We start from the raw sequence: 26,404 nt of genomic DNA, 5'->3' as shown, positions 1-26,404 counted from the left end.
AGTTTTGAATTTGTTAAGAACAGCTTAACGAGCCATGCAAAGCATGTTTCATATAATTTTATGAATAATTCAGGTTAAAGAAAAAAATATAAAAAGTTAACAATTTGTAGTGTTTTCAGTGATTTGAACAATTATATATATTGCAAAAATAATTCTTCAGGATAGTTATAAAAATATCTCAAGAATTTTAGCCGTAATTGTGAATTGTGCATTGTGAATTGCAATATAAAAATAATCAGATTATTTTTTAAATTAAATTATAGAGATTGGGGAGACGATTATGAATAAATTATTAGTGGTTATAGATTATCAAAAAGATTTTGTTGATGGAGCTTTAGGATTTAAAAAAGCGGAAACATTAGAACAAGGTATTTATGATAAAGTAAAAAAATATTTAGAAAATGGTCATAAAGTTTTGTTCACTTATGATACTCATTTTGAAAATTATCTAGAAACAAGAGAAGGAAAGAATTTACCTGTACCTCATTGTTATATAAATACTGAAGGTCATGAGCTTTATGGAAAGTTAAAAGAATTTGTGGGCGTAGAGAATACTTTTCACTATAATAAAAACTCTTTTGGAATAGCGCCAGCGGACATGTTAAAGATATCAAAGAATGTTGGTGAGGATATAGATGAAATAGAGTTAGTTGGAGTTGTAACAAACATGTGTGTAATAAGTAATGTAGTTACCTTTCAATCTCAGTATATAAACGCGAACTTAATTGTAGATGGAACTTTATGCGCAAGCTTTGATGATAGACTTCATGACAAAGCATTAGATGTGATTGAAGCACTAAGTGTTAAAGTTAAAAGATAGGAGAGATATAAATGATAGATCCATTATTATTAACTGATTTTTATAAAACAATACATCATATGTGCTATGCACCTGGACTTACAAAGCTTGTAAGTTATTGGACTCCAAGAATGTCTAGAAAAGAAAACATGGATAAAGTAGTTATGTTTGGGCTTCAATCTTTTATAAAAAAATATTTAATAGAATATTTTAATGAAAATTTCTTTGCTATCCCTAAGGATGAAATTATTAATGAATATAAGAGAGTGATATCTAGAACAATGGGAAGCATCGCAGCAGATACAGCTCATATAGAAAAATTGCATGATTTAGGTTATTTGCCTATACAAATAAAAGCAGTCCAAGAAGGAACAAGAGTAAATATAAAAACACCTATGATTGAAATCACTAATACTCACGATGAATTTGCTTGGCTCGTAAATTATTTGGAAACCTTCATGAGTTGTAATATATGGCAGCCTATGACAAGTGCAACAATAGCATATAGATATAGAGAAATTGTTGAAAAGTATTTTGATTTAACTGTTGAAAATGGTGATGTAAAAAAAGCTTGCGGTGATTTTAGCATGAGAGGATTTAGTTCAATTGAAAGTGCACAGGTTAGCAGTGCAGGGCATTTACTTTCATTTGATTTAACCGCAACAATATCATCAATACTTTATCTAGAAAAATATTATAACTGTAACATTGAAAATGAGATAGTTGGACTTGGAACTCCATCAACTGAGCATAGTGTAATGTGCACTTATGGGACTGACGAACTTAGGGCTTACAAGAGATTAATTAATGAAGTGTTTCCACGTGGTGTCATAAGTATAGTTTCAGATACCTACGATTATTGGAACCTTATTACTAATATCCTTCCAATATTAAAGGAGGATATATTAAATAGAGACGGAAAGGTAGTAATAAGAGGAGATAGTGGAGATCCAGTAAAAATAATCTGTGGTGATAGTGAAGTTCCCAATAATAGCCCAGCATATAAAGGGACTGTTGAACTTTTATGGGATATATTTGGTGGAGAAATTAATTCAAAAGGATATAAAGTTTTAGATTCTCATATAGGAACAATATATGGTGATAGTATCACAGTTGAAAGGTGTGAAGAAATCTGTAAGTGCCTTGAGCAAAAAGGATTTGCAGTAAGCAATTGCACATTTGGAATTGGTTCTTACACCTATCAATATAATACTCGTGATACTTTTGGATTTGCTCTGAAAGCAACTCATGCAGTAATAAATGGTGAAGAAAAATTTATATTTAAAGATCCTAAAACTGACACAGGAAACTTTAAAAAATCTCAAAAAGGAATGTGCTATGTATACAGGGATGGAGAGGACATTCTTTATAAGGACGAGCTTACTATTAATGAACAAGAGGAATGTAAGGACAATTTATTAGAAGTAGTTTTTAGAGATGGAAAGCTTATTAAAGATTATTCATTAAAAGAGATTAGAGATAAGTTACATGGAGAGTTTTAAATTTACTGTATTTTTAAGAAGGGAATGAGAATTTTGTACACTATTGAAGAGATTCTTGAAATGAACTACCCATATGAGCTTTTTACAGGTAATAAAGAAACCGCTAAAAAAGAACACATTGATCTTCTTAAAATATTTCATCCAGATTTGCATAGGGATTCAGAGAAATACAAAGAAGTCACAAGTAAAATAAATGAATTATATTCTCAAACTGTTAAATTATTAGAGAATGGAACCTGGATGGAAGAGGGATTAATTAAAATAACAAGTTCTGATGGCGAAAAATATTCAATGAAATATAATGTAGAATATTCATTTGAATTAGGAAAATATTTTATTGGAAATAGATCAATTTTATATTTAATTGATAAAAAGCACGAGGATTTTTTAGAAAATGCATTGGATAGAATCAAGAACTTAAAATACGAGAATAACAAAATGAAATTTGAATTTGAAAAGTATTTTCCGAAAGTGTTAAAGAAATTTGAAACCATAGATAAGAAGATAGGACTGCTTATAGAAAAGCCAGAAGATGCTTATTCTCTTAAAGATATATTAAATTATTATAGCAGCAAAGTTCCATCAAGACATGTAATGTGGATTCTAAGCAGTTTATATAATATAACTTGTTTTCTATATTATAATAATCTATCACACAATGGAATAAATATTGATAATTATTATATTTCACCATCAAATCATAGTGGATTTTTGTTAGGCGGATGGTGGTATACAGTTCCAATTGATGGAAAGATGCTTGGAGTACCTAGCGAAATTTATAGCATCATGTCTCCAGAAATGAAGTCATCTAAAACAGGCACATTTCTATTAGATTTAGAATCCATAAGGCTAATTGGAAGAACGTTGCTTGGAGATAAGAACGGAATAAGTTTTATTGAAGATTCTGATATACCTAAGCCACTTATTGATTGGGTCAGAGGAGTCTCAGTAAACAATCCAATGGAAGAGTATAAGCTTTGGGAAAGTGTTATTAAGCAAAGTTATGGAGAAAGAAAATTCGTAGAAATGGATATTGATATAAATAAATTGTATGCTAGGAAAATTAACAAGTAATATATATGTTACAAAAATAATTCTTCATCATAATTCAAAAAAATATTGCAAGAATTTTAGCTGTAATTAGGAAGTGTAAATGTGAATTATGCATTGTAAATTGTGCATTGTGAATTGTGAACTGCAATATATATGAGTATTTAGGAGGTATTAAAATGGGAACAGGAAGATGGGATTCAAAAGCTTGGGATAGTTATGCAAGTGCAACTATAAAAGGAAAGAAAACAGTAGATGATGTCTTTGCAGCGAGGAAACTTGATCCAAGTTTAAATCCGTATAAAGTAAGTTTTAGGGAAAGTTGTGATAGCAGCGACAATCCAAACTCAACGCCAATTATTATTGGACTTGATGTAACTGGTTCAATGGGTATAATTGCAGATAGCATTGCAAGGGAAGGATTGGAAAAATTAGCTACTGAAATATATAGCAGAAAGCCAGTGTCTGACCCTCATATCATGTTTATGGGAATTGGCGATGTTAAATATGATTCAGCGCCTTTGCAGGTAACTCAATTTGAAGCCGATATAAGGATTGCAAAAGAGTTAACTAAAATTTATGTTGAACATGGAGGGGGAGGAAATAACTCTGAAAGTTACACTTTACCTTGGTGGTTTGCTGGAATGCATACAAAATGTGATAATTTTATAAAAAGAGGAAAAAAGGGATACCTATTTACTATAGGAGATGAGGAGTGCCCTAAGACTGTTCTTAAAAATGAAATTAAAAAAGTCTTTGGAGATACAATACAAACTGATAGCATGTCAGCGCAAGATTTATTAAGGCTTGTATCTAAGCAATATGAAGTATTTCATATTATTATTGAAGAAGGAAGTCATATGCGTTATCAGCCAGATGAAGTAATAAAGTCATGGAATGATATTTTAGGCCAAAGAGTTTTGAGATTGTCAGATTATACAAAATTGCCTGAACTTATAGTATCAACACTACAAGTATTAACTGGAGAAGACAAGGATAATGTTTCTGATAGTTGGGATGGAAGTACAAGCCTAATAATAAGAAATGCTATAAAGGAATTAGTTCCAAATGCAAAAGCTGATGATGGACTTGTAAAGTTTTAATGTTATTGGAGCTTTTCCACAAAGAATAAAAACTACAGTATGTTGTATTAAATTTAAAAATCCTAATACAACATACTGTGGCCAATTTTCTTAATGGAACAGCTCCATTTTTAATATTATGAAAGGAGAGCTTGGCATGAAATCTATAAAAGTGATAATAGGTTCTAATTTTGGTGATGAAGGAAAAGGACTAATGACAGATTACATGTGTTCTATGAATGAAAACACAGTTGTGATTCGATTCAATTCATCTGCTCAAGCAGGTCATACTGTAGTTACACCAGATGGTAAAAGACATGTATTTGGACATTTTGGAGCAGGAAGCTTACAAGGTATTCCAACTTTTTTAAGCAGTTATTTTTCAGTCAATCCTTTGTTATTTCTAAAAGAATATGATGAACTTAATAAAATAGGAATTATTCCATATACAATGATAGATACAAATTGCCCTGTAGTTATACCACAAGACATGTTATTAAATCAGATATTAGAAAGACATAGAGGAAATAATAAACATGGAAGTTGCGGACTAGGGTATAATGAGTCGATTGTAAGAAATAGTATGGATAGATATAAAATAACCTGCGGTGATATTTTTAGCGGAAATTATAAAGATAAGTTGGAGATTATAAAAAAAGAATATATAGATAAGAGGATTGAACAGTTAAACTTAAAGTCTTCCAATGATAATTTAATAAACATACTATTTGATGCAAATATAATAGAACATTTTATTTATGATGTTGATAATAATTTTAAATCAAAGATAGAGCTATCTAATATAGAAAGTATTTTAGAAAATTATCAAACTCCTATATTCGAAGGCGCACAAGGATTAATGCTATCGGAGGACTATAAATATTTTCCTTATGTGACCCATTCTAAAACAGGTGTAAGCAATGTGATAGATTTGTTAGAAGAAGCAAAGCTCAGTGAACTTGACATAGAAGTAATCTATGTAACAAGGAGCTATTTAACAAGACATGGGGCAGGACCATTGCCAAATGAAATGAAAGAGAAACCATACAAAAATATTACAGATTTAACTAACATTCAAAATGAATTTCAAGGTGTTTTGAGATTTGCACCACTAGATATAGATTTATTATCGGAGAATATAGAAAATGATTATAATAAGATTAGCTTCAAGAGCAAGAATAAAAAAATCAATGTAAGTAAATCTATTGCAATAACATGCCTAGATCAGATAGATAATAATAAGGCAGAGTATTGTAAAGATAATAACCTTCTATTAAAGAATACTAATGAGTTTGTAGAGGATATACTTAGCAAGATCAAACCTGATAATTGTTATTTAAGTTATGGAGTATCTAGAGATAATATTGTAAAATATTCGAATAAGGATTGAATATTATAACCAATTTGAATCTCAAATTTGCATAGGATCATTAATTTATTTAAAATAAATAGTATAGTTTTTATAGATAAGCCAATTATAAGTTAGATTTATACTATGAAATATATCCCAACTAGAAACTGGAACAGAAGTATGTTATTCATTTCGGCGAGTTATCTGCATAAGTTTAGGTCTTAGTTGGGTTATCTATATATTATAGGAGTTATATGTTAAATGTTAATTGGAAACCAAATAAAATGTTATCTATTCCATTATATCAGCAAATAGTTAATTATATTAAGACGATGATATCAACAGGGGAATGGGACGTAGGTAGTAAACTGCCAACACAAAGAGAGCTGGCAAAAATATTTGAAGTAAATAGAAGTACTGTTGTAGAGGCTTTAGATGAATTAAAAGCAGAAGGACTAATTGAAGGTAAAAGTGGTATAGGAACTGTCATAGTTAATAATACCTGGTCTCTAATTACATCTATTTCACCATTAAAATGGCAAAATTATATTCAAAGTGGTATACAAAAGCCAAACCTGCCTACAATTCAAAAAATAAATCAATTAGAATTTAAAGATGGAATGATACGGTTAGGAACAGGAGAACTTTCTCGTGATTTATATCCTCATGATATGATGAAAGTTATTTTAAACAAAGTTTCGGAGAATGTAAAAGATTTAGGTTATGAAGAACCAAAAGGATCACTGCATTTAAGAGAAACAATAAGCAAGTACCTGAAAAAGCATAATATAAATGTTTCCCCATCAAAAATATTAATTGTATCCGGATCATTGCAAGCACTGCAGCTAATTTCTATGGGAATTTTAAAGAGTGGATCTACAATACTTGTTGAAAAGCCTTCATATTTGAGTTCGCTTAATTTATTTCAATCATATGGAATGAATTTAAATAGTGTTTCAATGGATAACTTTGGCATCAAGCCAAATGAAATTATAAAAAATAAGAAAAATGATAATTCAACTTTATTATATACTATACCGACTTTCCAAAATCCTACTGGAATTGTAATGACAGAAGAAAGAAGAAATGAAATTTTAGAAATATGTTCAAAAGAAAGAATTCCTATTATTGAAGATGACGCATATAGAGAATTATGGTTAGATAAAGAGCCACCGCTACCGTTAAAATCAAAAGATAAAAATGGAAATGTCATGTATTTAGGCACTGCTTCAAAATCTATAGCAGCAGGTCTTAGAGTTGGTTGGCTAGTTGGACCAGAAAATGTAATTGAACATTTAAGTGATCTTAAGATGCAGATGGATTATGGAACAAGTTCTTTATCTCAGGAAGTCTTAGCTGAATTGATTGATAGTGGCTTATATGATGAATATTTACTACAGCTAAGAAACCAGCTGAAAATTCGAAGAGATGCTACACTAAATATTTTAAAGAGGTATTTTGATGGCATAGCAACATGGAGCAAACCACATGGCGGATTTTATATTTGGTTAAAATTAAAAAAATCATTATCATTAAATAAACTATTTGAATTATCTTATGAAAAAGGAATATTGATTAATCCAGGAAATATTTATGATTTTTCTAATAGTCAAAATTTAAGAATTTCATATTCATATGCATCATTAGAAGAGTTAGAAAAGGGGTTAAGGATATTATCAGAATTAGTAAAAAAGAGCTATTTCAATGATATAAGTAAAAGCAGCTATTGATTTTTTCAATGGCTGCTTTTGGTTGGGTAATAAACTAATATCTTGGTTGGGGACTTTTTATATTTTATTAGTTAAAATAATAAAAGAACTAATAAAGGGGGTGAATTATGATTAAATACTTATTACAAGGACTTCTATTTGGACTTGCTTATGTGGCACCAATAGGAACACAAAACTTATATGTAATAAACACTGCTATGCAAAAAAGTAAGGCTGAAACATATAAAGTTGCACTTATAACTATCTTATTTGATATTTCACTAGCGATTTCATGCTTTTTTGGAATAGGGGTGCTTATTCAAAAATACTATCTATTAAAATTGGCAATACTTCTATTTGGATTTGTTGTTATAATTTACATAGGAACTGGATTAATAAGATCATCTTCACAAATATTAGAAGATAAAAAACTCGGTAATAATTCATTAATTAAAATAACTATTTCTTGCTTTGCCGTTACGTGGCTTAATCCTCAGGCAATAATTGATGGATCCTTATTATTAGGTGGATTCAATGCTTCGCTTCCAGCAGAAATGTCAAAGTACTTTATATTGGGGGTATGCATGGCATCAGCCATATGGTTTAGTGGACTTGCAGGATTCGTAGGGAAGTTTAGCAGTAAATTTAATAAAATAATTAAATGGATCAACATAGTTTGTGGATTAATACTTATATTCTATGGCTTAAAATTAGGATACTCATTTATTGAAGCAATATATTTATAGCTTTTTTGTGGCTATAGATAAACAATATATAACCTAGACTTATGCAATAATCCACCGAAAGTAGAAACATTGTTATTTCACAGGACTATGAAAATTTCGCTGCCTGCTGCATAAAAATGTTTCTACTTTCTAGTATGGTATTTATTGCAAAGTATAAATGAAATTCTTAAGTTGTTTATCTATAGATAACACAGTCATAAACTATACTTAGACTATGAAATATATCCAACAAGAAATGAGTACTATACTTTTGTGGAATGTTTCATTGGTAATTTTGATGGATGTGATTCTTGGCTATAAGTTGTTCCAAATGTGCTAGTTCAAAGCTTGTTCTTTGAGGCTAGCACTTTGGGTGCAACTTTATAGCCTTAGAATCACTCATCAGAATTACCCAGAAACTGGAACAAAAGTATATTATTCATTTCGGCGAGCTATACGCATAAGTATGGATTATAGCTGATATATCTATATACAAAAATGTATTTGTTGGATACAATATAGGTGAAATTACTTACATAATGAGGAGATTCATGATATGAAATATTATTTTGCACCATTAGAAGGTGTTACTGGATATATATATAGGAATGCATATGAAACTTTTTTTGGACAAATTAATAAGTACTTTATGCCATTCATATCGCCAACTAAGAATAAGAGCTTTACTTCTAGAGAGCTAAACGATGTGCTGCCTGAGCATAATCAAGGAATCAATGTTATTCCTCAGATACTTACTAATAATTCTGAGTATTTCACTGATACTGTAAATGAGTTGACTAAGTTCGGATATGATGAAGTTAATTTAAATTTAGGCTGTCCATCTGGAACTGTTGTTGCAAAGTATAAGGGATCAGGATTTCTTGCACAAAGAAAGCTGCTTGATGAATTTTTAGAAGATATATTTTCAAATGCATCAACTAAAATTTCCATAAAGACAAGAATTGGAAAGGATTCGCCAGATGAATTTTATGAGTTAATTGAAATATTTAATAAGTATCCTTTAGAGGAGCTTATAATTCATCCAAGAATTCAGACAGACTTTTATAAAAATAAGCCTAATATGAAAGTGTTTAAAGATGCCTTAGCATTAAGTAAAAATCCTGTTTGTTATAATGGGGATATTTTTAATCCAGAAGATTATACTCAATTATCAGAAACTTATCCCAAGCTTGAAACAGTAATGCTTGGTAGAGGACTTATTGCAAATCCGGGCTTGATTGAAGAAATTAAGACCAATCGTCTTATGGATAAAGAATTAATGAAGGCATTTCATGATAAAGTCTGCATAGGATATGAAGAAGTTCTTTCGGGTGATAGAAATGTCTTATTTAAAATGAAAGAATTATGGTTTTATATGATACATATATTTACTAATAGTGATAAATATGCTAAAAAGATAAGAAAGACAAATAATTTACAGGAATATAAGGGAATCATATCAAGCATGTTTCAGGAACTTGATATAAAGAAAACGGATATACATGGATTTTAATGGTTCAATTATCATATAGATTTTAATGCTTAAATTATCTCATAGATTAAGATAGTTTTTAATGGGCTAAATTTCTGTATAAATGAAGTTTATGCTTAAGTACTGTTTATTATAGAAAATAAGAGTAAAATAGTTATGATTAGTTATTGCTATCAATACATATTAAAGGGAACAATATATATTGGAAAAATAACTTTTCATTATAATTCCAAAAATATTGCAAGAATTTTACCATTAATTATGAATTATGAATTATGAATTGAAAATTTAAAATTGTGAATTATGAAATGTGAATTGCACATTGTGCATTGCAAAATATATATTTATAAAATTTGGAATATAATCACTGATATTTTTATAATTTATTGTATCAGGGGGTGATTATATGGGTGTTAAAGAAATAATTGAGAAATACAGGGGTAAAAATGCAGATATGCAAAACATTATCGCAAACCTTGTTCTCGCAGTGGCAGATTTAAATGCCAAAAACAAAATCTTAGTGGATATACTAAAGAAGAATGAAATAGAGATTCATATAACTAATAAGAAATATCAAAAATATTTAAGTGATTCGCTGGAGAGTATATTATCGAAGATTTACAAAGACTAGCCAAAGAAGATTTTATAAATGGAGGATATAGAATGATATTTAAACCTGAATTAATTAAGGGAATAGCAAAAACAAGTCATCCATATGGATGTAGAAAAGAAGTACTAAACCAAATCGAATATTGTAAGAATGCAAAGCAATTTCACGGTCCTAAAAAAGTGCTGATTATTGGAGCATCATCGGGTTTTGGCCTTGCTACAAGAATTTCTTTAGCATTTGGTGGAGCGAAAGCTGATACAATTGGAGTTTCGTTTGAAACAGGAATTACAGATAGAAGAACTGGAACAGCAGGTTGGTATAATAATATATTTTTTAAAGAGTTTGCAGAAAAAGAAGGACTAATTGCAAAAAACTTTATTGGAGATGCATTTTCAGATGAAGTTAAAGAAAATGTTATAAAATATATAAAGGATGAGTTTGGAAAGATTGATTTACTCATTTATAGTTTGGCATCGCCAAGAAGAAAAGATCCTAAGACAGGTACTATATACGATTCAACTTTAAAAACTACATCTGGAGAATTTCAGGGGCCGACAATTGATATGGAGACAGATGAACTTGTTACGACTAAAGTTAATTCAGCAACTGATAAAGAGATAGAAGCAACGAAAAAAGTAATGGGAGGTGAAGATTGGAGTGAGTGGTGTAAACTACTCCTTGAAAATGATTGTCTCTCTGATAATGCTATAACAATTTCGTATTCATATATAGGAGCATCAAGAACATATAAAATTTATAGGGAAGGTACAATAGGGGAGGCTAAACGCCATCTTGAGAATTCTGCACTTCAAATAGATAAAGAGTGGAAAAAGAAAATTAATGGAAAGGCTTTTGTTTCTGTAAATAAGGCAATTGTTACTAAGGCAAGTGCATATATACCTTCTTTCTCATTGTATGCAGCGGTATTATATAAAGTAATGAAAGAAAAGAATTTACATGAAAACTGCATTATGCAAATGCAAAGAATGTTTGCTGATAAGATATATGGAGAAAATCCACTTGAATTTGATGATAGTGGAAGATTAAGAATGGATGATTGGGAACTTAGAGAAGATGTACAAAGTGAAGTTAATGAATTATGGGAAAAAATAACTTCAGATAACTTTAAAATATTATCGGATTATGACGGATATAAAAAGGAATTTATGCAGTTAAATGGTTTTGAAATTGATGGAGTCGATTATAGTGAAGACATTGATATAGAAGCGTTAAAAAGGCTAGAACCATAGGTTAATGAAGGTTTATGTTAAGAAGTATCAAAATGATACTTCTTATTTTTTTATAAATATATTTTAGAGAGATAATAATATTTCAAAAAACAGTGCACATGTGGTATAATTATCCGGATATACAATAAATCAAATAGCTATGTATATTATGGTTGTATTTGATTTTAGTGTTTATAAACATAATTAACTATAATTAACTAGGGAGAAGTGTTTTAAAATGAGAATAAAATATAAGCTTATCGTTAGCTATTTGACATTAATTGTATTTGCTGTAAGTGTATTGGGGTTGTTAATTGGGAATAAATCTAATAAAGCAGTTTTTAAAGAGGTAAACGAAAAAAGTCAGCGTTTAACAGAATCAATTATCACAACTTTGAGTGTAAGAAATGATTTGCTTACAGAGAAATCTTATGGAGATTTAAATTTTGCAAACAACGTACTAAACAATTTAACTGATATGAGAGTTGATTACAATGAAATCGTAAAAGTTGGAGATTTTAACTTACCAGTTTTATATTCAGGAAATCAAAGAATATCCTTAGATAATACTATAGTTGACAAACTAAAACAATCAACAGGTAGTATAGCAACAATGTTTTTATTGCAAGATGATAAACTAATAAGGGTTTCTACTACCGTATTTAATAATGGTAATAGGATATTAGGTACATATATTTCAAGCGATACTGAGGCTTATAAAAAGACACTAAATAATGAAGAATATATTGGTGATATTAGAATAGAAGGAATTGGATATTTAACGAGAATGAAGCCAATATTAGATAAAGATAAAAAAGTAATAGGGGCAATAGGGTTAGGGAATAAAATTAGTAATGATTATTTAGACAAGACATTAAGCAATATTAAATTAGGGAAGACTGGATATGCGTACATACTAGACTCTGAAGGAAATGTAATTCTTCATCCATCTGATAGTGGAAAGAATGTAAGTGACTACGATTTTGTTCAAAAAATGCATAATGAAAAAAGTGGAATGATTGAGTACACTTATAACGGAGTTAAGAAATTAGGATATTATCAGTATTTTGAAGCTTGGCATTGGTATGTAGTTACTACAGCAGATTATGAGGAATTAAACTCTTCAGCAAAATCAATTTTGACGACCACAATAGCTACTGGGGGAATAATCATTGTTTTAGGCGGAATTATAGCATTATTTTTAGCTAATACATTAGTTAAGCCTATTAACAAGTTGAAATCTTGCATGGAGATAGCGAGTAAAGGTGATTTAACAATACGATGTAATATAGATAGTAAAGATGAGATAGGAGTTTTAGCAAATAGTTTTAATAATATGCTGGCAGAAAATAAAAGATTACTAGAAGAAACTGTGCAATATGAAAAATTAAAAACGGAATTTATTGCTAATATGTCACATGAATTAAGGACACCTTTAAATATTATATTTTCAACAGCTCAGTTATTTAATGTACTTATAAATAGAGATGAGGATTTAAATACTGAGAAAATGAAGAATTATACAAATAGTATAAAGCAAAACTGTTATAGGTTGGTAAGATTGGTGAATAATCTTATAGATATAACAAAGATTGATTCAGGTTATATGAAACTAGAATTGAAAAATGGCAATATAGTACAGGTTGTAGAGGATATAACACAATCAACTGCTGAATATGTAGAGTATATGTCTAGAACAATAATATTTGATACAGATAATGAAGAAAAAATTATGGCTTTTGATGAGGAAAAATTAGAAAGAATTTTGCTTAATCTAATTTCCAATGCTACTAAATTCACTGAACCAGGAGACAAAATAAGTGTTAATTTATATGATATGGATGATTATATCGTTATTTCTGTAAAAGATACAGGAAGAGGAATTCCAGAGGAAAAAGTATCTCAGCTTTTCCAACGATTTAAGCAGGTAGAACGATTATTAAATAGAAGCCATGAAGGTAGCGGAATTGGGTTATCCATAGTTAAAGCCTTAGTTGAGATGCATGAAGGAACAATAGAAGTAAAAAGTGTCTATGGACAAGGTACAGAATTCATTATATGTCTTCCTGTAAAGATCGTTCCAGAAGATAAAGGTAAGAAAAACAAGAATGGTTATTCAAACCAATCAAAGGTTGAAAATATAAATATTGAGTTTTCGGACATATATAGCTAAAGAAGATGGTAAATTTTCATTGACATTTTTAAGCTTTGAGTATAAAATTTAGACGAGTACTAGGGGAGCCAGAATGGCTGAGATGAGTTTTCAGACCCTTTGAACCTGCACTGGGTAATGCCAGCGAAGGGAAGTTATAAGATAATATAAAGCTAAATCTAAAGGTAGTAGATTTACAATTTAATTAGATTATTAACTCTTTTCAATGGTATTTTAGTACTGTTTGAAAGGAGTTTTTTTATGCAATTTTCACAAAGATTATTATTGAAAGGTAAACCTATTTGGGAAGCATGCTTGGAGCATCCTTTTCTTAAGGAACTTAGTGAGGGGACTTTAAAGGAAGATAAGTTTTGCTTTTACGTTAAACAGGATTATGTTTATCTAATAGATTATATGAAGCTTTTTGCATTAGGTATGGTTAAAGCAGATTCATTAGAAGATATACAAGCCTTTGCTAAATGTGCAAATGCTATAGTAAATATTGAAATGGATGCACATACTGAATATGCAAAGAAGTTTGGAATAACTAGGGAAGAACTAGAGGCCACAAAGCCAAATGCAAGCAATTTGTCATACACAAAGTTTATGTTACAGGTATCATCAGAAGGATCGTTAGCTGAACTAGTAGCAGCGCTGCTTCCATGTATGTGGAGCTATGCATTTATTGGGAAAACCTTAGCAAAGAATAGTAAGGCATTAGAGCATCCACTTTACAGTGAATGGATACTTACGTATGCAACAGAAGAATATAACAAGGAAAATGATTGGTGCATAAAACTTATGGATAAACTAGCAGAAGGGCTTCCAGAAAGACAACTTCAAAAATTAGAAGAAATTTTCATTATATCTTCAAAATATGAATATATGTTTTGGGATGGGTGCTACAAAAAGGAAAGTTGGGTTATTTAGATGAAAGCATTGGAAATTAATAATTTATCCTTTGGATATAAGGATTCTGGAAAATTAATAGTAGATGACTTGTCTTTTGATATAAATAAAAATGAATTTGTCACAATTATTGCACCTAGTGGCACAGGCAAAAGTACCCTTTTTCGATTAATTTTAGGACTATTAAAGCCACAAAAGGGTAAAATAGATATATTAAAAGATGGTAATAAAAATATTATAGGATATATGCCTCAAAAAGATTCTTTAATGCCTTGGAGAAATATTCTTGACAATACAGCAATTGGACTTGAATTAAATGGTTATAGTAAGAAAGAAGCCAGAAAAGTGGCAGCTACATACTTTGAGGGTTTTGGACTTAAGGAAACTGAAAAATATTATCCACATGAATTATCAGGTGGTATGAGGCAGAGAGCTTCATTTTTAAGAGCAATAGTAAATAATCCTTCCATAATTTTATTGGATGAGCCATTTTCTTCTTTAGATGCGTTAACAAGAAGAAAGATGCAGTCATGGCTTTTAGATCTTTGTCAAAGACAAAGTAATACTGTGTTCATGATAACTCATGATATAGAGGAAGCTTTACTTTTATCAGATAGAATTCTTATTTGTACGGAGCTTCCATATAGAAATCTAAAATCTATAGATGTAAATATTGAAAGACCAAGGAATTATGAGACCACACTTTCTAGTGAGTTTATTGAGCTAAAAAGAGATATTTTAAATGTTCTTGACTCCTTAGAAGAAAATAAAGGGGGGATATAGAATGAGAAAAATTAAAGACTATATATTTCCTTTAATATTTTTGATAATTATAATTTTGGCCTGGGAATTTATAATACCATATTTTAAGGTGCCGAATTTTATTTTGCCTAGATTTTCTGAAATCATAAAGGCTTTAGTAGATCAAAAAGATTTAATATATAAACATTCTCTTATCACACTAGGTGAAGCATTATTAGGGCTTATTGCATCCGTAATTATAGGTATATCTTGCGCACTTTCTATATACCTTTGGAGAAATGTTTCGAAAACTTTATATCCAATTATAATTTTTTCGCAAACAATTCCGACTATAGCTTTATCTCCAATTATGGTTATGTGGTTTGGATATACTATATGGTCAAAGGTAGCAGTGGTAATATTATTTTGTTTTTTCCCTATAGTTATAAGTACATTAGATGGATTAAATAGTGTAGATAGAGATTTAGAAGATGTTTTAAAAGCTCTTGGAGGAAATAGATTTCAAATATTTTTTAAACTCCATATGAATTCCGTATTACCTAATTTTTTAAGTAGTTTTAAAATAGCTGCTACCTACAGTATTTCAGGGGCTACCATTGGAGAATGGCTAGGTGCTGAAAAGGGATTAGGTATATATATTAAGAGAGCAGCAGGAATGCTTCAGGCAGATTCTGTTTTTGCAGGAGTGTTAGTTTTATCATTTCTAGGGTTAATTCTATTTTCTGTAGGATTTTTGCTAGAAAAGATTTTATTAAAATACAGAAGAGGATTGAAGGAGGACAATCATGAAATTAAAAAAGCTTAGTATATTTTTACTATTTGTTATGTTAGTTAGTTTAGTATTTAGCGGGTGCTCTAGTGCTTCCAATAATAAGGAAGAGAAGAGTGCTACCAAAGAACTTAAAGAAGTTAATGTTCTTTTAGACTGGTACCCAAATGCAGTTCATTCATTTTTATATGCAGCAGAAGAGCAAGGATACTTTAAAGAAGCAGGATTAAAGGTTAACTTAATTACACCTGCAGGTACAGATGATGGAATTAAATTAGTAGCAGCAGGAAAAGCTGATTTAGCAATAAGCTATCCTAAACAAATTATCTTAGCGAGAGGCGAAAATATTCCTGTTAAATCTGTTGGAGCAATAGTTAGAAGTTCATTAAATCAACTAATGGTTCGTAAAGATTCAGGAGTTAAAACATTAAAAGATTTAGAAGGAAAAAAAGTTGGATATGCATCTTTTGATATCGATAAAGAGACTGTTAAAGCAATGGTAGCACAAGCTGGTGGAGATCCATCAAAGGTTGAATTTGTAGATGTTGGATATGACTTAATGCCTGGAATCGAAACAAAACAAGTTGATGCAATTATAGGTGGATATATAAACCATGAAAAAATATTATTAGAGAAAAAAGGTATTGAATTAGAAACTTTTGCGCCAGCAGACTTTGGTGTGCCAAATAACTACGAATTAGCATTTGTTGCAAGTGATGACGCAATTAAAAATAATAATGATACAATACAAGCGTTCTTAGGAGCTGCTAAAAAAGGATTTGAATATACTCAAAAGAATCCTGATAAGGCTTTAGATTTAATATTGAAGGCTCAAAATGAAAGTTTCCCATTAGATGAAGAGACAGAAAAGAAGAGCTTAGAGATACTTTTACCTCTTATGGAAAATGAAAGTGGTAAATTCTTAAGTCAAGATAAAGAAAATTGGAACAACAATATTAAATGGTTAAAAGATAAGAATTTACTTCAAGGTGATGTAGATAGTAAAGATGTGTTTCAATAATTTATACTTATGCGTATAGCTCATCGAAATCATAAATATTTTGATTCCGAAAAGCTATGAAAATATCGCTGAAGGTTCTAAGCAGCAGGTTGTATCCATTTTAGCATGCTCCAACTTTCCAAGGGAAGCTCGACTCATTACATTCGCTGAGGAAGTTCGAGAACCCAAAATAAAATTTTGGACTCTCACTTCACAAGCTAAAATGGAACAACCTACAGCTAGGAACCTTTAACAGCTCATTTTCAAATGTTTTCTACACAAATATATTTATGATTTCTAGTGAAAATATGAACTTAAAGATTTAGCAACTTTGTTAATATGTTTATCTAATAAGTTTAATTCTTAAGTTATTTATCCATATTTAGATAAAAACTGAGAAATTATTTAAAAAAGATACTGAATTTATTGTAATTCGGTATCTTTTTTTATTTTACTTAAAATTATACTTTATAAACTAATTAGATTTAGAGATTAGGAGTGAGAAATTTCTGTTTTTTGGAGTTTTTTATTTTTATTAATTGACAAAATATATTTATAGAGATATAATTTATTTCGAAAGTGAAATATTCGTATGCGAAATGTTTGAATACGAAATATAAAAAGAGGTGGGAATTATATGGAGATTATTAATGAAAGTATAGAGGTGTCAAGATTATTTCAAGAAGTAATGAGTTTATTTAGAATAAATATGAAAAAAATAATTGAGCGGACTGGAATGACAGCTCCTCAAGGTATGGTTATTGGACTATTACATAAAAATAAGAAGATGAAAGTGACTGAATTAAGTAAGCAGCTACATTTACCTAATAGTACAGTATCAGGTATTATTGATAAACTTGAAGAACAGGATGCTGTTATAAGAGAAAGAAGTGAAGATGATAAGAGAGTTGTCTATGTAAGTATATCTCCGAAATTCATTGAAATGCATAAGAATTTTAATAAACAAATTGAACATAATATTGAGAGTATACTAAATCAAGGAACACAAGAAGAGCTTAATAAGATTTCTGAGGGACTAATAATATTCAAAAGACTTTTAAGTGAAAATAACACTAATTAAGGAGAGTGCGCTAATGATTAAATTGTTTAGATTTTTAAAACAGTACACAGTTAATATAATAATAATTGTTTTATTAGTTTTTACACAAGTAATTGCAAACTTATATCTGCCTACATTAATGGCTGATATAGTTGATAAAGGAATTGTTCAAAAAGACGTAGTTCAAACTATATCGTTCCTTGGTTATAACGGTGAATATAGTGGAGTTGATTATATTTTAAGAATAGGAGGATTAATGCTGCTTGTATCTCTTGGAGGTGCAATTTGTGCAATTATAGCATCATTTTTATCTTCAAGAACTGCAATAGGCTTTGCTAAAATAATTCGTAATAAATTATTCTCAAAAGTTGAAAGTTTTTCTTTAAATGAATTTGATAAATTTGGAACAGCTACTTTAATAACAAGAACTACAAATGATGTTACACAGGTTCAATCAGTTACAATAATGATGTTTTCAATTGCACTTTTCGCACCATTGACAGCTTTAGGTGGAGTTGTTATGGCTTTAAGAGAGAATGTAACTCTAACATGGATCTTTGCGGTAGTAATTCCACTACTTGCAGTTATAATAGGGCTTACTTTAAAATTTGCAATGCCTTTATTTAAATTGATGCAAGTTAAAATAGATAAATTAAACTTAGTACTACGTGAAAGCCTTACAGGAATAAGAGTAGTTCGTGCTTTCAACCGTATAAATACTGAAAAGGTTAGATTTGACGATGCAAATAAAGATTTAATGAATAATGCTATAAAAGTAAATAAAATTATGGCAATTTTAATGCCAATAATGATGTTTATCATGAATGCTACAACTGTTGCAGTAATTTGGTTTGGAAGTATAAGAATAGATTCAGGAAATATGGAAGTTGGGTCATTAATAGCCTTTATGCAATATGGAATGCAGATTTTATTTGGTTTCTTAATGCTTGGTATGGTATTTATAATGATTCCAAGAGCTCAAGCTTCAGCAGTAAGAATTAATGAAGTACTAGATATGGAATCTGAAATTATAGATCCTAAAAAGCCATTATTAAATGAAAATGAAGGCGGTTATGTTGAATTTAAAGATGTAAGCTTTAGCTATCCAGGTGCAGAGCAAGAAGCTATTAGTAATATATCATTTAGTGCGAAACCTGGAGAGGTAACAGCTATAATTGGTGGTACTGGTTCAGGAAAATCGACATTAATTAATATGATACCACGTTTTTACGATGTTACGAGTGGTTCAGTTCTTGTTGATGGTATTGATGTAAGGGAAATGAGTCAGGAAAGTATAAGAGCTAAAATAGGTTTTGTACCTCAAAAAACTGTTCTTTTCTCTGGAACTATTGCTGAAAATATAAAATACGGTAAAGACGATGCTAGTATGGAAGAAATTAAGCATGCGGCAGAAGTAGCTCAAGCAACAGATTTCATAAATGGAATGGATGATGGATATGAGCATTTAATTGCTCAAGGAGGAACTAACGTATCAGGAGGACAAAAGCAACGTTTATCAATAGCACGTGCTCTTGTTAGAAAACCAGAGATATACATCTTTGATGATAGTTTTTCAGCCCTTGATTTTAAAACAGATGCAAGACTTCGTGCAGCATTAAAAAAGGAAACAGTAAAATCAACTGTAATTCTTGTAGCGCAAAGAGTTGCAACTGTTATGGATGCAGATAGAATTATAGTTTTAGATGAAGGACAAATTGCAGGTATTGGAACTCATAAAGAGCTATTAAACAGTTGTAAGGTATATTCTGAGATTGTATCATCACAACTTTCAGAGGAGGAATTATCATGAGTGAAAATCGTAATAGAGTAAATAAAAGATCAGGTGGCGGTTTTGGCGGTGGTCCAATGGGATCTTTTGCTGGCCCAAAAGTAAAAGCTAAGGATTTTAAAGGGACATTAAAAAGACTTTTAAATTATTTAAAACCACAAAGAATGAATTTCATTTTAGTTTTTATATTTGCTATAGCGAGCACTATATTTAATATAGTAGGACCTAAAATTTCAGGTAAAGCTATAACTAGATTAGTTGAAGGATTAGTAGGAAGATTTACTGTAATGTCTCAAAATGCTGCATTACTTAAAGCAGGAAAAACAGGTAATATTCCAGTGCCAGGTATTGATTTTCAATATATAGGAGATATTCTTTTGTTACTACTTGGCTTATATGTAATCAGTACACTTTTTGGCTTCCTTCAACAATATATTATGGCAGGAGTTGCTCAAAAAACAGTATACAACCTAAGAAAAGAAGTTGAAGATAAAATTTCACGTTTACCACTTAAATTTTTTGATTCAAGAACTCATGGTGAAATTTTAAGTCGTGTGACAAATGATGTTGATAATATTTCAACAACACTTCAACAAAGTTTGACTCAGCTTATTACATCTATAGTAACTATTGTTGGTGTTATTATCATGATGTTAACTATAAGTCCAATAATGACATTAGTAGTAATATTAACATTACCACTTTATATTGTAATAACAACACTTGTTGCTAAGCATTCTCAAAAGTTTTTTGCTGCTCAACAAAAAGAAGTAGGAGAACTTAATGGTCATGTAGAGGAAATGTATACAGGACATAAAATAGTTAAGGTTTTTGGACATGAAAAAGATTCAATAAAAGAGTTTGAAAATATTAATGATAGACTTTATAAAGCTGGATGGAAAGCACAATTCATATCAGGTATAATAATGCCAATGATGAGATTTGTAAGTAATATAGGTTATGTAATAGTTTGTGTTGTAGGTGGATATTTGGCTACACTCGGAAAAATTAGTATTGGTGATATTCAAGCTTTTATTCAATATTCAAACCAATTTACACAGCCAATAGTTCAAACTGCTAATATTGCTAATATAATTCAATCAACAGTTGCATCTGCAGAAAGAGTTTTTGAACTTTTAGATGAAGTTGAGGAGATTCCAGATACTGCTGATGCTAAGATTATAGAATTCCCTAAAGGTGAAGTTAAATTTGATAATGTCGATTTTAGCTATAAACCAGAAGAACCACTTATTGAAAACATGAACCTTGATGTTAAGCAAGGTCATACAATTGCAATTGTAGGACCGACTGGAGCGGGTAAAACTACACTTGTTAACTTACTTATGCGTTTCTACGAAATAAATTCTGGTAAGATAATGATCGATGGTGTAGATATCAGAGATATAAAAAGAGGTGCACTTCATAACATGTTTGGTATGGTTCTTCAAGATACATGGTTATTTAACGGAACTATAATGGATAACATAGCTTATGGTAGAGAAGGTGCTACTGAAGAAGAAGTTATTCAAGCAGCAAAAGCAGCACATGCTCATCACTTTATTAAAACTCTTCCAGATGGATATAATACAATATTAAACGAAGAAGCTTCTAATATATCTCAAGGCCAGAAGCAGCTTCTTACAATAGCTAGAGCAATTCTAGCAAATCCTACTATAATGATTCTTGATGAGGCTACAAGTAGTGTTGACTCAAGAACAGAAGTTTATATACAAAAAGCTATGACAGAACTTATGAAAGGCAGAACAAGTTTTGTTATTGCACATAGACTTTCTACAATTAGGGATGCAGAATTAATTCTAGTTATGAATAAGGGAAGTATCATAGAAATGGGTAACCATAATGAACTTCTTGCAAAGAAAGGTTTCTATGCAGATCTTTACAACAGCCAATTCTCTGGAGCAAATTTAGATAGTGAAGTAATGTAAATTATAATATTTTAAGGATAGTGGACGATAGTAATATTGTTTACTATCCTTTATTTTTATATAAGGAAATGGATTTTTATAAATGATTTCTAGTGAAGATATAAACTTAAAATTTTATCAACTTTGTAAATACATTTATCTAATAAGTTGATTTGATACCCATATATACATTAAAAAATAAATTAAATTACTCATACTAAAACAAAAAGTAGTTCTCAAGAATTATTGGCATAATTCTTGCTTTAAATATACTTAAAGAATAAAAAATATTGGAGGAATTAGAAATGAGTAATTTAGGAACTTTCAACAAAATAATAAAATCTGTTTGGAGTATTGAAAATTTAGATGAAATTGAAGACGGTTTTGGTCCAGACGAAATTGAGGCATGGGATTCACTTAGCCATATTGAACTAGTAGTAGCCCTTGAGGAAGAATTTGAAATATCTATGGCAGTTCAAGATATTTCAAGGTTATACACTATAGGAGATATAAAAAATACATTGAGAAAATATGGGGTTGAAATATGACCTTTACTGACTATGTTTTTGAATTTTCCTCAGGGCTTAACAAAACTGCAATAATTGATAAGAAAAATATAAGCTATAGTGATTTGTACTATAAGGTACTGATGATATCTCATAATATAAAGAAAATTAATATAGTAAAGGAAGATAAGATTCTATTAATAAGTGAGAATTCACCTTTTTTTATAGAAAGTTACTTTGGAATAATAAAAAGTGGGTGCACTTGTGTACCCCTAAATCCTACTCTAAGTAAGAATGATATTGAGTATATAATTAATAGTTGCAATCCTAAAGGGATTTTTATTGAAAAACGTTTTTTGGATAATATGCGAAATTTGATTAATAAAGATATTAAAATAGTTACTGAAGAAACATTAAATAATCTTCTATTAGATAAAGAATGCACTAATAGTGGAGAAGAAGAAATTGATTTAAAAAATAGTGTGGCTGTAATATTATTTACATCTGGTTCTACAGCAAGACCAAAAGGAGTGATGCTTACGCATCATAATCTCTGTCATAATACTAATTCCATAATAGAATATTTAAGCTTAAATAGGGAGGATAGGATAGAAGTTGTCTTACCATTTTACTATTGCTTTGGAACATCGTTGCTCCATACACATTTAAGAGTTGGCGGCAGCTTAGTAATAAACAATAAATTCATGTTCCCAGAAACAGTTCTAGATGATATTGAAAAATATGAATGTACAGGCTTTGCAGGGGTCCCAAGTAATTATCAAATTTTACTTAGAAAATCTAGTATTAAAGATAGAAATTTGAAAAGTCTAAGATACGTGGCTCAGGCAGGAGGAAGACTCCCTGATAGTTTTATTAAAGAACTAAAACAAGCACTTGTAGGAGTAGATGTATTTATAATGTATGGACAAACTGAAGCAACTGCAAGACTTTCGTATCTTCCACCTAATATGCTTGATGAAAAAATGGGTTCAATAGGTAAAGGCATTCCTGGAACTTTGCTTAAAGTAATTGATAAAGAAGGAAAGGAAGTAAAAGTGGATGATATAGGTGAAGTAGTGGCTTTGGGTGAAAATATAATGAAAGGTTACTTTAACGATGAAGAAGAAACGAAAAAGGTCATTAGAAATGGTTATTTATATACCGGTGACTTGGCTACAGTAGATGAAGATGGTTATATTTATATTGTGGCAAGGGAAAAACAAATCATAAAAAGTGGTGGAAATAGAATAAGTCCTAAAGAAATTGAAAATATTATAATTCAAATTCCAAGTGTTATAGAAGCAGCAGTAATTGGAATCCAAGACGATATATTAGGAGAAGCAGTAAAGGCATTTGTAGTACTAAATGATGAAGTTTTAAAAGTTGATGAAAAGTATATAATTGAATATTGCAAAGATAAATTGCCGTCCTACAAAGTACCTAAATATGTGGTATTTTTAGAGGGACTTCCAAAAAATTCTTCTGGTAAAATAATGATGGGGGATTTGAAATGATAGATGAAATTATAAATAATGAGCAATTTAAATGTCTGCAAAAGGATAAAGAAAAAAAGCTTTTGAGCATTCTCAGGCCCCAGATAGAGAAAAGTAGAATAAATGAAAATTTAGACAGTATGTATAAAAAACTAGGAGTTAATATAAGTGATATAAATTCTCTTGAAGAGATTCCATTTATTCCTGTAAATATGTTTAAGCATTTTGAGCTTAGGACTTGTAGTGAGGAAAGTGTAGTTAGAATATTAAATTCAAGTTCAACCACTGGAAGCATTCCTAGCAAGATATTTATTGATAAGGAAACATCTATAAGACAATCTCAAGGATTAATATCAACTCTAACAAGTTTTTTAGGATCATATAGAAGACCAATGCTAATAATTGATAGTAAAGAAGTTAACAAAAAAAGTGACTATTTAACTGCAAGAGGCGCAGCAATAAGAGGAGTAAGTAGTTTTGGAAAGAGTTTAACTTATGCTATGGATTTGGTAGATGATAACATTATACTTAATATAGAACGACTTAAAGAATTTGAAGAAAAGTACAAAGATGCAGATATATTAGTATATGGATTTACTTATATTATCTGGACTAGGTTTGTTAACGTGCTAAAAGAAAAAAATATAAAATTAAACATGCCGAAAATTAAAATACTTCATAGCGGAGGCTGGAAAAAATTAAATGCCAAAAAAGTTGAAAAGAAAGAGTTTAATAGATCTGTGGCTGAAGTATTTGGAACTGACCCTGAAAACATAATTGATTTTTATGGAATGGTTGAACAGTTAGGCGTAGTTTTTCTTGACTGTGAATTCGGATATAAACATGTTCCTGACTTTGGAGAAATTATTATACGAGATTTTTTAACGCTTAAAGAGGTAGAAATAGGTCAATGTGGATTTATTGAAGTTATGAGCGCCCTTACTTCAAGTTATCCGGGTCAGGCTATATTAACTGAAGATATAGGTGAATTTGTGGGTATAGATGATTGTAAATGTGGAAGAAAGGGAAAATACTTTAAGTTTAAAGATAGAGTAGATAAATCTGAAACAAGAGGATGTGGAGATACTTTTGCAGAAAAGAGGGACAAGAAATGATAAGCTGCTTTATGTTAGGTGATAAATTCTATGAGGAATCTAAGAAGCTTCAAAGTTTAGATACAATTATAGAAGAGCTTAATAAAAATAGAGAAACAATTTATTTATATCCATCAGAAGCTATGATTGAAATAATTAATGAATATAGTAAAATATTATGTAGCGATAGAAAGTTTTTAAGTTATGAAGGTGTACCGTTTTTGGTATTATGGCTAAAGAAAGACAATATTAAGAAGCTTTTACACCAAGATCTAAAAAAACAAGAATTCCTAGATGATTTTATAGAAATAGCAGATAATAAATTTATGAAAGCTCAACCTAGAGGGATAGTGTGTCATTTCATGGCGGGCAACGTTCCTACTCTTCCAATATATTATTTAGTTCAAGCCATTATTTGTAAAAATGTTAATTTATGCAGGATACCTATTGGCAGTATAGATACTGTAATTGAACTTCTAAAACCTTTAAAAGATATTCTAATTAATTTTAGAGGAGAAAAATATTATGGAAGTACCTTATTAAAGAGTATTTCAATTATAAATTTTTCAAGTAATGATTTAAAATTAAATACTGAAATGTCACAGGTAGCGGATGTAAGAGTAATATGCGGCGGTGAAGAAGCGGTTAATACATTGTCAGTTATTCCTAAGAAAACCACCTGTAAGGATGTTATATTTGGACCTAAATATTCCTTTGCTGTATTTGAAAAATCTGCGATGGAAAGTCTTAAGATAACTAAAACTTTCGATAATTTTGCAAAGGATATAATAAGCTTTGATCAAAGAGCATGCTCTTCTCCTCAAGTGTTATTTATTGAGAAATCTACTGTAGGCATTAATGAAGCAGCACAAATGCTTTCACAAGCATTAGAAAAGGTTTTAAAACGATATCCTAAGCTTGAAATTAATCAAAGCGCAGCTGCAAATATAATTAATAAAAGAGGGGAATATCTTTTATCTTTAGAAAAAGATATAATATGCAGTAAAGACCTCAGTTATACAATTTTAATAAATAAAGAAATAACGTTAGAAGAACCTGTGCAGCATACAACTATATTTTTAAAAGAGATTGAAGATATATTTGAGGCTTGTAAGTTAATAACTCCAAGAATACAAACTATTGGAATAGCTTCTGAAGATAATAGCAGGATTATGAATTTTGCAAATAAAGTCAGCCTTCATGGTGTTGATAGGTTAGTTAAAGTGGGTCTTATGAATTTATATGATTCACCTTGGGATGGAATACTCTTTATGAGTGAAATAGTTAAATGGACAATTTTAAATCTAAATTAAAAAAGAGAAACACTTTACTAATGGATAAATCTTTAGATTTGTTTTAAAAAAGGTCCTTATGTTACTAGTGAATTATAAATTCT

22 protein-coding genes and 1 riboswitch are annotated in these 26,404 nt (G+C 30.0%); all 22 genes read left to right on the top strand.

The genetic code is table 11. The features are described from left to right. Positions 1-280: 280 nt before the first annotated feature. Complete coding sequence (locus ACJDTP_RS17555; RefSeq protein ID WP_406761968.1) at positions 281-820, top strand: cysteine hydrolase family protein; 540 nt, start codon at positions 281-283, stop codon at positions 818-820. Between the two features lie 11 nt (positions 821-831). Further along, positions 832-2,301 (top strand): nicotinate phosphoribosyltransferase, encoded by a 1,470-nt coding sequence (locus tag ACJDTP_RS17550; protein ID WP_406761967.1) that lies wholly within the window; start codon positions 832-834, stop codon positions 2,299-2,301. A 60-nt stretch (positions 2,302-2,361) separates the two neighbouring features. Further along, positions 2,362-3,375, top strand: a complete 1,014-nt coding sequence (locus tag ACJDTP_RS17545; protein ID WP_406761966.1) for a hypothetical protein — start codon at positions 2,362-2,364, stop codon at positions 3,373-3,375. Between the two features lie 155 nt (positions 3,376-3,530). Further along, positions 3,531-4,454 (top strand): hypothetical protein, encoded by a 924-nt coding sequence (locus ACJDTP_RS17540; RefSeq protein ID WP_406761965.1) that lies wholly within the window; start codon positions 3,531-3,533, stop codon positions 4,452-4,454. A 136-nt stretch (positions 4,455-4,590) separates the two neighbouring features. Beyond that, entirely contained in the window at positions 4,591-5,823 is a 1,233-nt protein-coding gene (locus ACJDTP_RS17535) for an adenylosuccinate synthetase (RefSeq protein WP_406761964.1), read from the top strand. Positions 5,824-6,038: 215 nt separating this feature from the next. Next, positions 6,039-7,514 (top strand): MocR-like pyridoxine biosynthesis transcription factor PdxR, encoded by a 1,476-nt coding sequence (gene pdxR / locus ACJDTP_RS17530; protein ID WP_406761963.1) that lies wholly within the window; start codon positions 6,039-6,041, stop codon positions 7,512-7,514. 107 nt (positions 7,515-7,621) lie between these two features. Further along, positions 7,622-8,239, top strand: coding sequence for a LysE/ArgO family amino acid transporter (locus ACJDTP_RS17525; protein ID WP_406761962.1), 618 nt, complete (start codon positions 7,622-7,624; stop codon positions 8,237-8,239). A gap of 535 nt (positions 8,240-8,774) precedes the next feature. Further along, positions 8,775-9,731 (top strand): tRNA dihydrouridine synthase, encoded by a 957-nt coding sequence (locus ACJDTP_RS17520; protein ID WP_406761961.1) that lies wholly within the window; start codon positions 8,775-8,777, stop codon positions 9,729-9,731. A gap of 385 nt (positions 9,732-10,116) precedes the next feature. Further along, positions 10,117-10,341, top strand: coding sequence for a hypothetical protein (locus tag ACJDTP_RS17515; RefSeq protein ID WP_026889638.1), 225 nt, complete (start codon positions 10,117-10,119; stop codon positions 10,339-10,341). Positions 10,342-10,373: 32 nt separating this feature from the next. Then, a complete protein-coding gene (fabV, locus tag ACJDTP_RS17510) occupies positions 10,374-11,570 on the top strand; it encodes an enoyl-ACP reductase FabV (RefSeq protein WP_406761960.1) in 1,197 nt (398 codons plus the stop codon). 217 nt (positions 11,571-11,787) lie between these two features. Then, on the top strand, positions 11,788-13,722 hold the full coding sequence (locus ACJDTP_RS17505) for a Cache 3/Cache 2 fusion domain-containing protein (protein WP_406761959.1): 1,935 nt from the start codon (positions 11,788-11,790) through the stop codon (positions 13,720-13,722). A 51-nt stretch (positions 13,723-13,773) separates the two neighbouring features. After that, positions 13,774-13,871: riboswitch (TPP riboswitch) on the top strand. Between the two features lie 91 nt (positions 13,872-13,962). Next, positions 13,963-14,631 (top strand): thiaminase II, encoded by a 669-nt coding sequence (gene tenA, locus ACJDTP_RS17500; RefSeq protein ID WP_406761958.1) that lies wholly within the window; start codon positions 13,963-13,965, stop codon positions 14,629-14,631. After that, entirely contained in the window at positions 14,632-15,393 is a 762-nt protein-coding gene (locus ACJDTP_RS17495) for an ABC transporter ATP-binding protein (protein ID WP_406761957.1), read from the top strand. Position 15,394: 1 nt separating this feature from the next. After that, positions 15,395-16,177 (top strand): ABC transporter permease, encoded by a 783-nt coding sequence (locus tag ACJDTP_RS17490; RefSeq protein ID WP_406761956.1) that lies wholly within the window; start codon positions 15,395-15,397, stop codon positions 16,175-16,177. Next, positions 16,158-17,162, top strand: coding sequence for an ABC transporter substrate-binding protein (locus tag ACJDTP_RS17485; RefSeq protein WP_406761955.1), 1,005 nt, complete (start codon positions 16,158-16,160; stop codon positions 17,160-17,162). The genes ACJDTP_RS17490 and ACJDTP_RS17485 overlap by 20 nt, the downstream gene beginning before the upstream one ends. 616 nt (positions 17,163-17,778) lie before the next feature. Further along, positions 17,779-18,222: a MarR family winged helix-turn-helix transcriptional regulator gene (locus tag ACJDTP_RS17480; RefSeq protein ID WP_065416912.1), complete on the top strand. Its 444-nt coding sequence runs from the start codon at positions 17,779-17,781 to the stop codon at positions 18,220-18,222. A 13-nt stretch (positions 18,223-18,235) separates the two neighbouring features. Beyond that, on the top strand, positions 18,236-20,011 hold the full coding sequence (locus ACJDTP_RS17475; RefSeq protein ID WP_406761954.1) for an ABC transporter ATP-binding protein: 1,776 nt from the start codon (positions 18,236-18,238) through the stop codon (positions 20,009-20,011). After that, complete coding sequence (locus tag ACJDTP_RS17470) at positions 20,008-21,936, top strand: ABC transporter ATP-binding protein (protein ID WP_406761953.1); 1,929 nt, start codon at positions 20,008-20,010, stop codon at positions 21,934-21,936. The genes ACJDTP_RS17475 and ACJDTP_RS17470 overlap by 4 nt, the downstream gene beginning before the upstream one ends. Positions 21,937-22,220: 284 nt before the next feature. After that, a complete protein-coding gene (locus ACJDTP_RS17465; RefSeq protein ID WP_012058321.1) occupies positions 22,221-22,463 on the top strand; it encodes an acyl carrier protein in 243 nt (80 codons plus the stop codon). Beyond that, positions 22,460-23,935, top strand: coding sequence for a class I adenylate-forming enzyme family protein (locus ACJDTP_RS17460; protein ID WP_406761952.1), 1,476 nt, complete (start codon positions 22,460-22,462; stop codon positions 23,933-23,935). Before ACJDTP_RS17465 ends, ACJDTP_RS17460 begins: the two co-directional genes overlap by 4 nt. After that, positions 23,932-25,029, top strand: coding sequence for a LuxE/PaaK family acyltransferase (locus ACJDTP_RS17455; protein ID WP_406761951.1), 1,098 nt, complete (start codon positions 23,932-23,934; stop codon positions 25,027-25,029). The genes ACJDTP_RS17460 and ACJDTP_RS17455 overlap by 4 nt, the downstream gene beginning before the upstream one ends. Next, positions 25,026-26,321 (top strand): acyl-CoA reductase, encoded by a 1,296-nt coding sequence (locus ACJDTP_RS17450; RefSeq protein WP_406761950.1) that lies wholly within the window; start codon positions 25,026-25,028, stop codon positions 26,319-26,321. Before ACJDTP_RS17455 ends, ACJDTP_RS17450 begins: the two co-directional genes overlap by 4 nt. Positions 26,322-26,404: the final 83 nt, after the last annotated feature.

The organism is Candidatus Clostridium helianthi (assembly GCF_045310795.1).
Classification (GTDB): domain Bacteria; phylum Bacillota; class Clostridia; order Clostridiales; family Clostridiaceae; genus Clostridium; species Clostridium helianthi.
The sequence above is the reverse complement of the archived record's forward strand: the minus strand, read 5'-3'. Positions and strand labels throughout refer to the sequence as shown.

What these genes read in the sequence shown, in the direction of transcription:
- ACJDTP_RS17555 (WP_406761968.1), top strand. Translation starts at nt 281, where the DNA reads ATGAATAAATTATTAGTGGTTATAGATTATCAAAAAGATTTTGTTGAT.
- ACJDTP_RS17550 (WP_406761967.1), top strand. Translation starts at nt 832, where the DNA reads ATGATAGATCCATTATTATTAACTGATTTTTATAAAACAATACATCAT.
- ACJDTP_RS17545 (WP_406761966.1), top strand. Translation starts at nt 2,362, where the DNA reads ATGAACTACCCATATGAGCTTTTTACAGGTAATAAAGAAACCGCTAAA.
- ACJDTP_RS17540 (WP_406761965.1), top strand. Translation starts at nt 3,531, where the DNA reads ATGGGAACAGGAAGATGGGATTCAAAAGCTTGGGATAGTTATGCAAGT.
- ACJDTP_RS17535 (WP_406761964.1), top strand. Translation starts at nt 4,591, where the DNA reads ATGAAATCTATAAAAGTGATAATAGGTTCTAATTTTGGTGATGAAGGA.
- pdxR (WP_406761963.1), top strand. Translation starts at nt 6,039, where the DNA reads ATGTTAAATGTTAATTGGAAACCAAATAAAATGTTATCTATTCCATTA.
- ACJDTP_RS17525 (WP_406761962.1), top strand. Translation starts at nt 7,622, where the DNA reads ATGATTAAATACTTATTACAAGGACTTCTATTTGGACTTGCTTATGTG.
- ACJDTP_RS17520 (WP_406761961.1), top strand. Translation starts at nt 8,775, where the DNA reads ATGAAATATTATTTTGCACCATTAGAAGGTGTTACTGGATATATATAT.
- ACJDTP_RS17515 (WP_026889638.1), top strand. Translation starts at nt 10,117, where the DNA reads ATGGGTGTTAAAGAAATAATTGAGAAATACAGGGGTAAAAATGCAGAT.
- fabV (WP_406761960.1), top strand. Translation starts at nt 10,374, where the DNA reads ATGATATTTAAACCTGAATTAATTAAGGGAATAGCAAAAACAAGTCAT.
- ACJDTP_RS17505 (WP_406761959.1), top strand. Translation starts at nt 11,788, where the DNA reads ATGAGAATAAAATATAAGCTTATCGTTAGCTATTTGACATTAATTGTA.
- tenA (WP_406761958.1), top strand. Translation starts at nt 13,963, where the DNA reads ATGCAATTTTCACAAAGATTATTATTGAAAGGTAAACCTATTTGGGAA.
- ACJDTP_RS17495 (WP_406761957.1), top strand. Translation starts at nt 14,632, where the DNA reads ATGAAAGCATTGGAAATTAATAATTTATCCTTTGGATATAAGGATTCT.
- ACJDTP_RS17490 (WP_406761956.1), top strand. Translation starts at nt 15,395, where the DNA reads ATGAGAAAAATTAAAGACTATATATTTCCTTTAATATTTTTGATAATT.
- ACJDTP_RS17485 (WP_406761955.1), top strand. Translation starts at nt 16,158, where the DNA reads ATGAAATTAAAAAAGCTTAGTATATTTTTACTATTTGTTATGTTAGTT.
- ACJDTP_RS17480 (WP_065416912.1), top strand. Translation starts at nt 17,779, where the DNA reads ATGGAGATTATTAATGAAAGTATAGAGGTGTCAAGATTATTTCAAGAA.
- ACJDTP_RS17475 (WP_406761954.1), top strand. Translation starts at nt 18,236, where the DNA reads ATGATTAAATTGTTTAGATTTTTAAAACAGTACACAGTTAATATAATA.
- ACJDTP_RS17470 (WP_406761953.1), top strand. Translation starts at nt 20,008, where the DNA reads ATGAGTGAAAATCGTAATAGAGTAAATAAAAGATCAGGTGGCGGTTTT.
- ACJDTP_RS17465 (WP_012058321.1), top strand. Translation starts at nt 22,221, where the DNA reads ATGAGTAATTTAGGAACTTTCAACAAAATAATAAAATCTGTTTGGAGT.
- ACJDTP_RS17460 (WP_406761952.1), top strand. Translation starts at nt 22,460, where the DNA reads ATGACCTTTACTGACTATGTTTTTGAATTTTCCTCAGGGCTTAACAAA.
- ACJDTP_RS17455 (WP_406761951.1), top strand. Translation starts at nt 23,932, where the DNA reads ATGATAGATGAAATTATAAATAATGAGCAATTTAAATGTCTGCAAAAG.
- ACJDTP_RS17450 (WP_406761950.1), top strand. Translation starts at nt 25,026, where the DNA reads ATGATAAGCTGCTTTATGTTAGGTGATAAATTCTATGAGGAATCTAAG.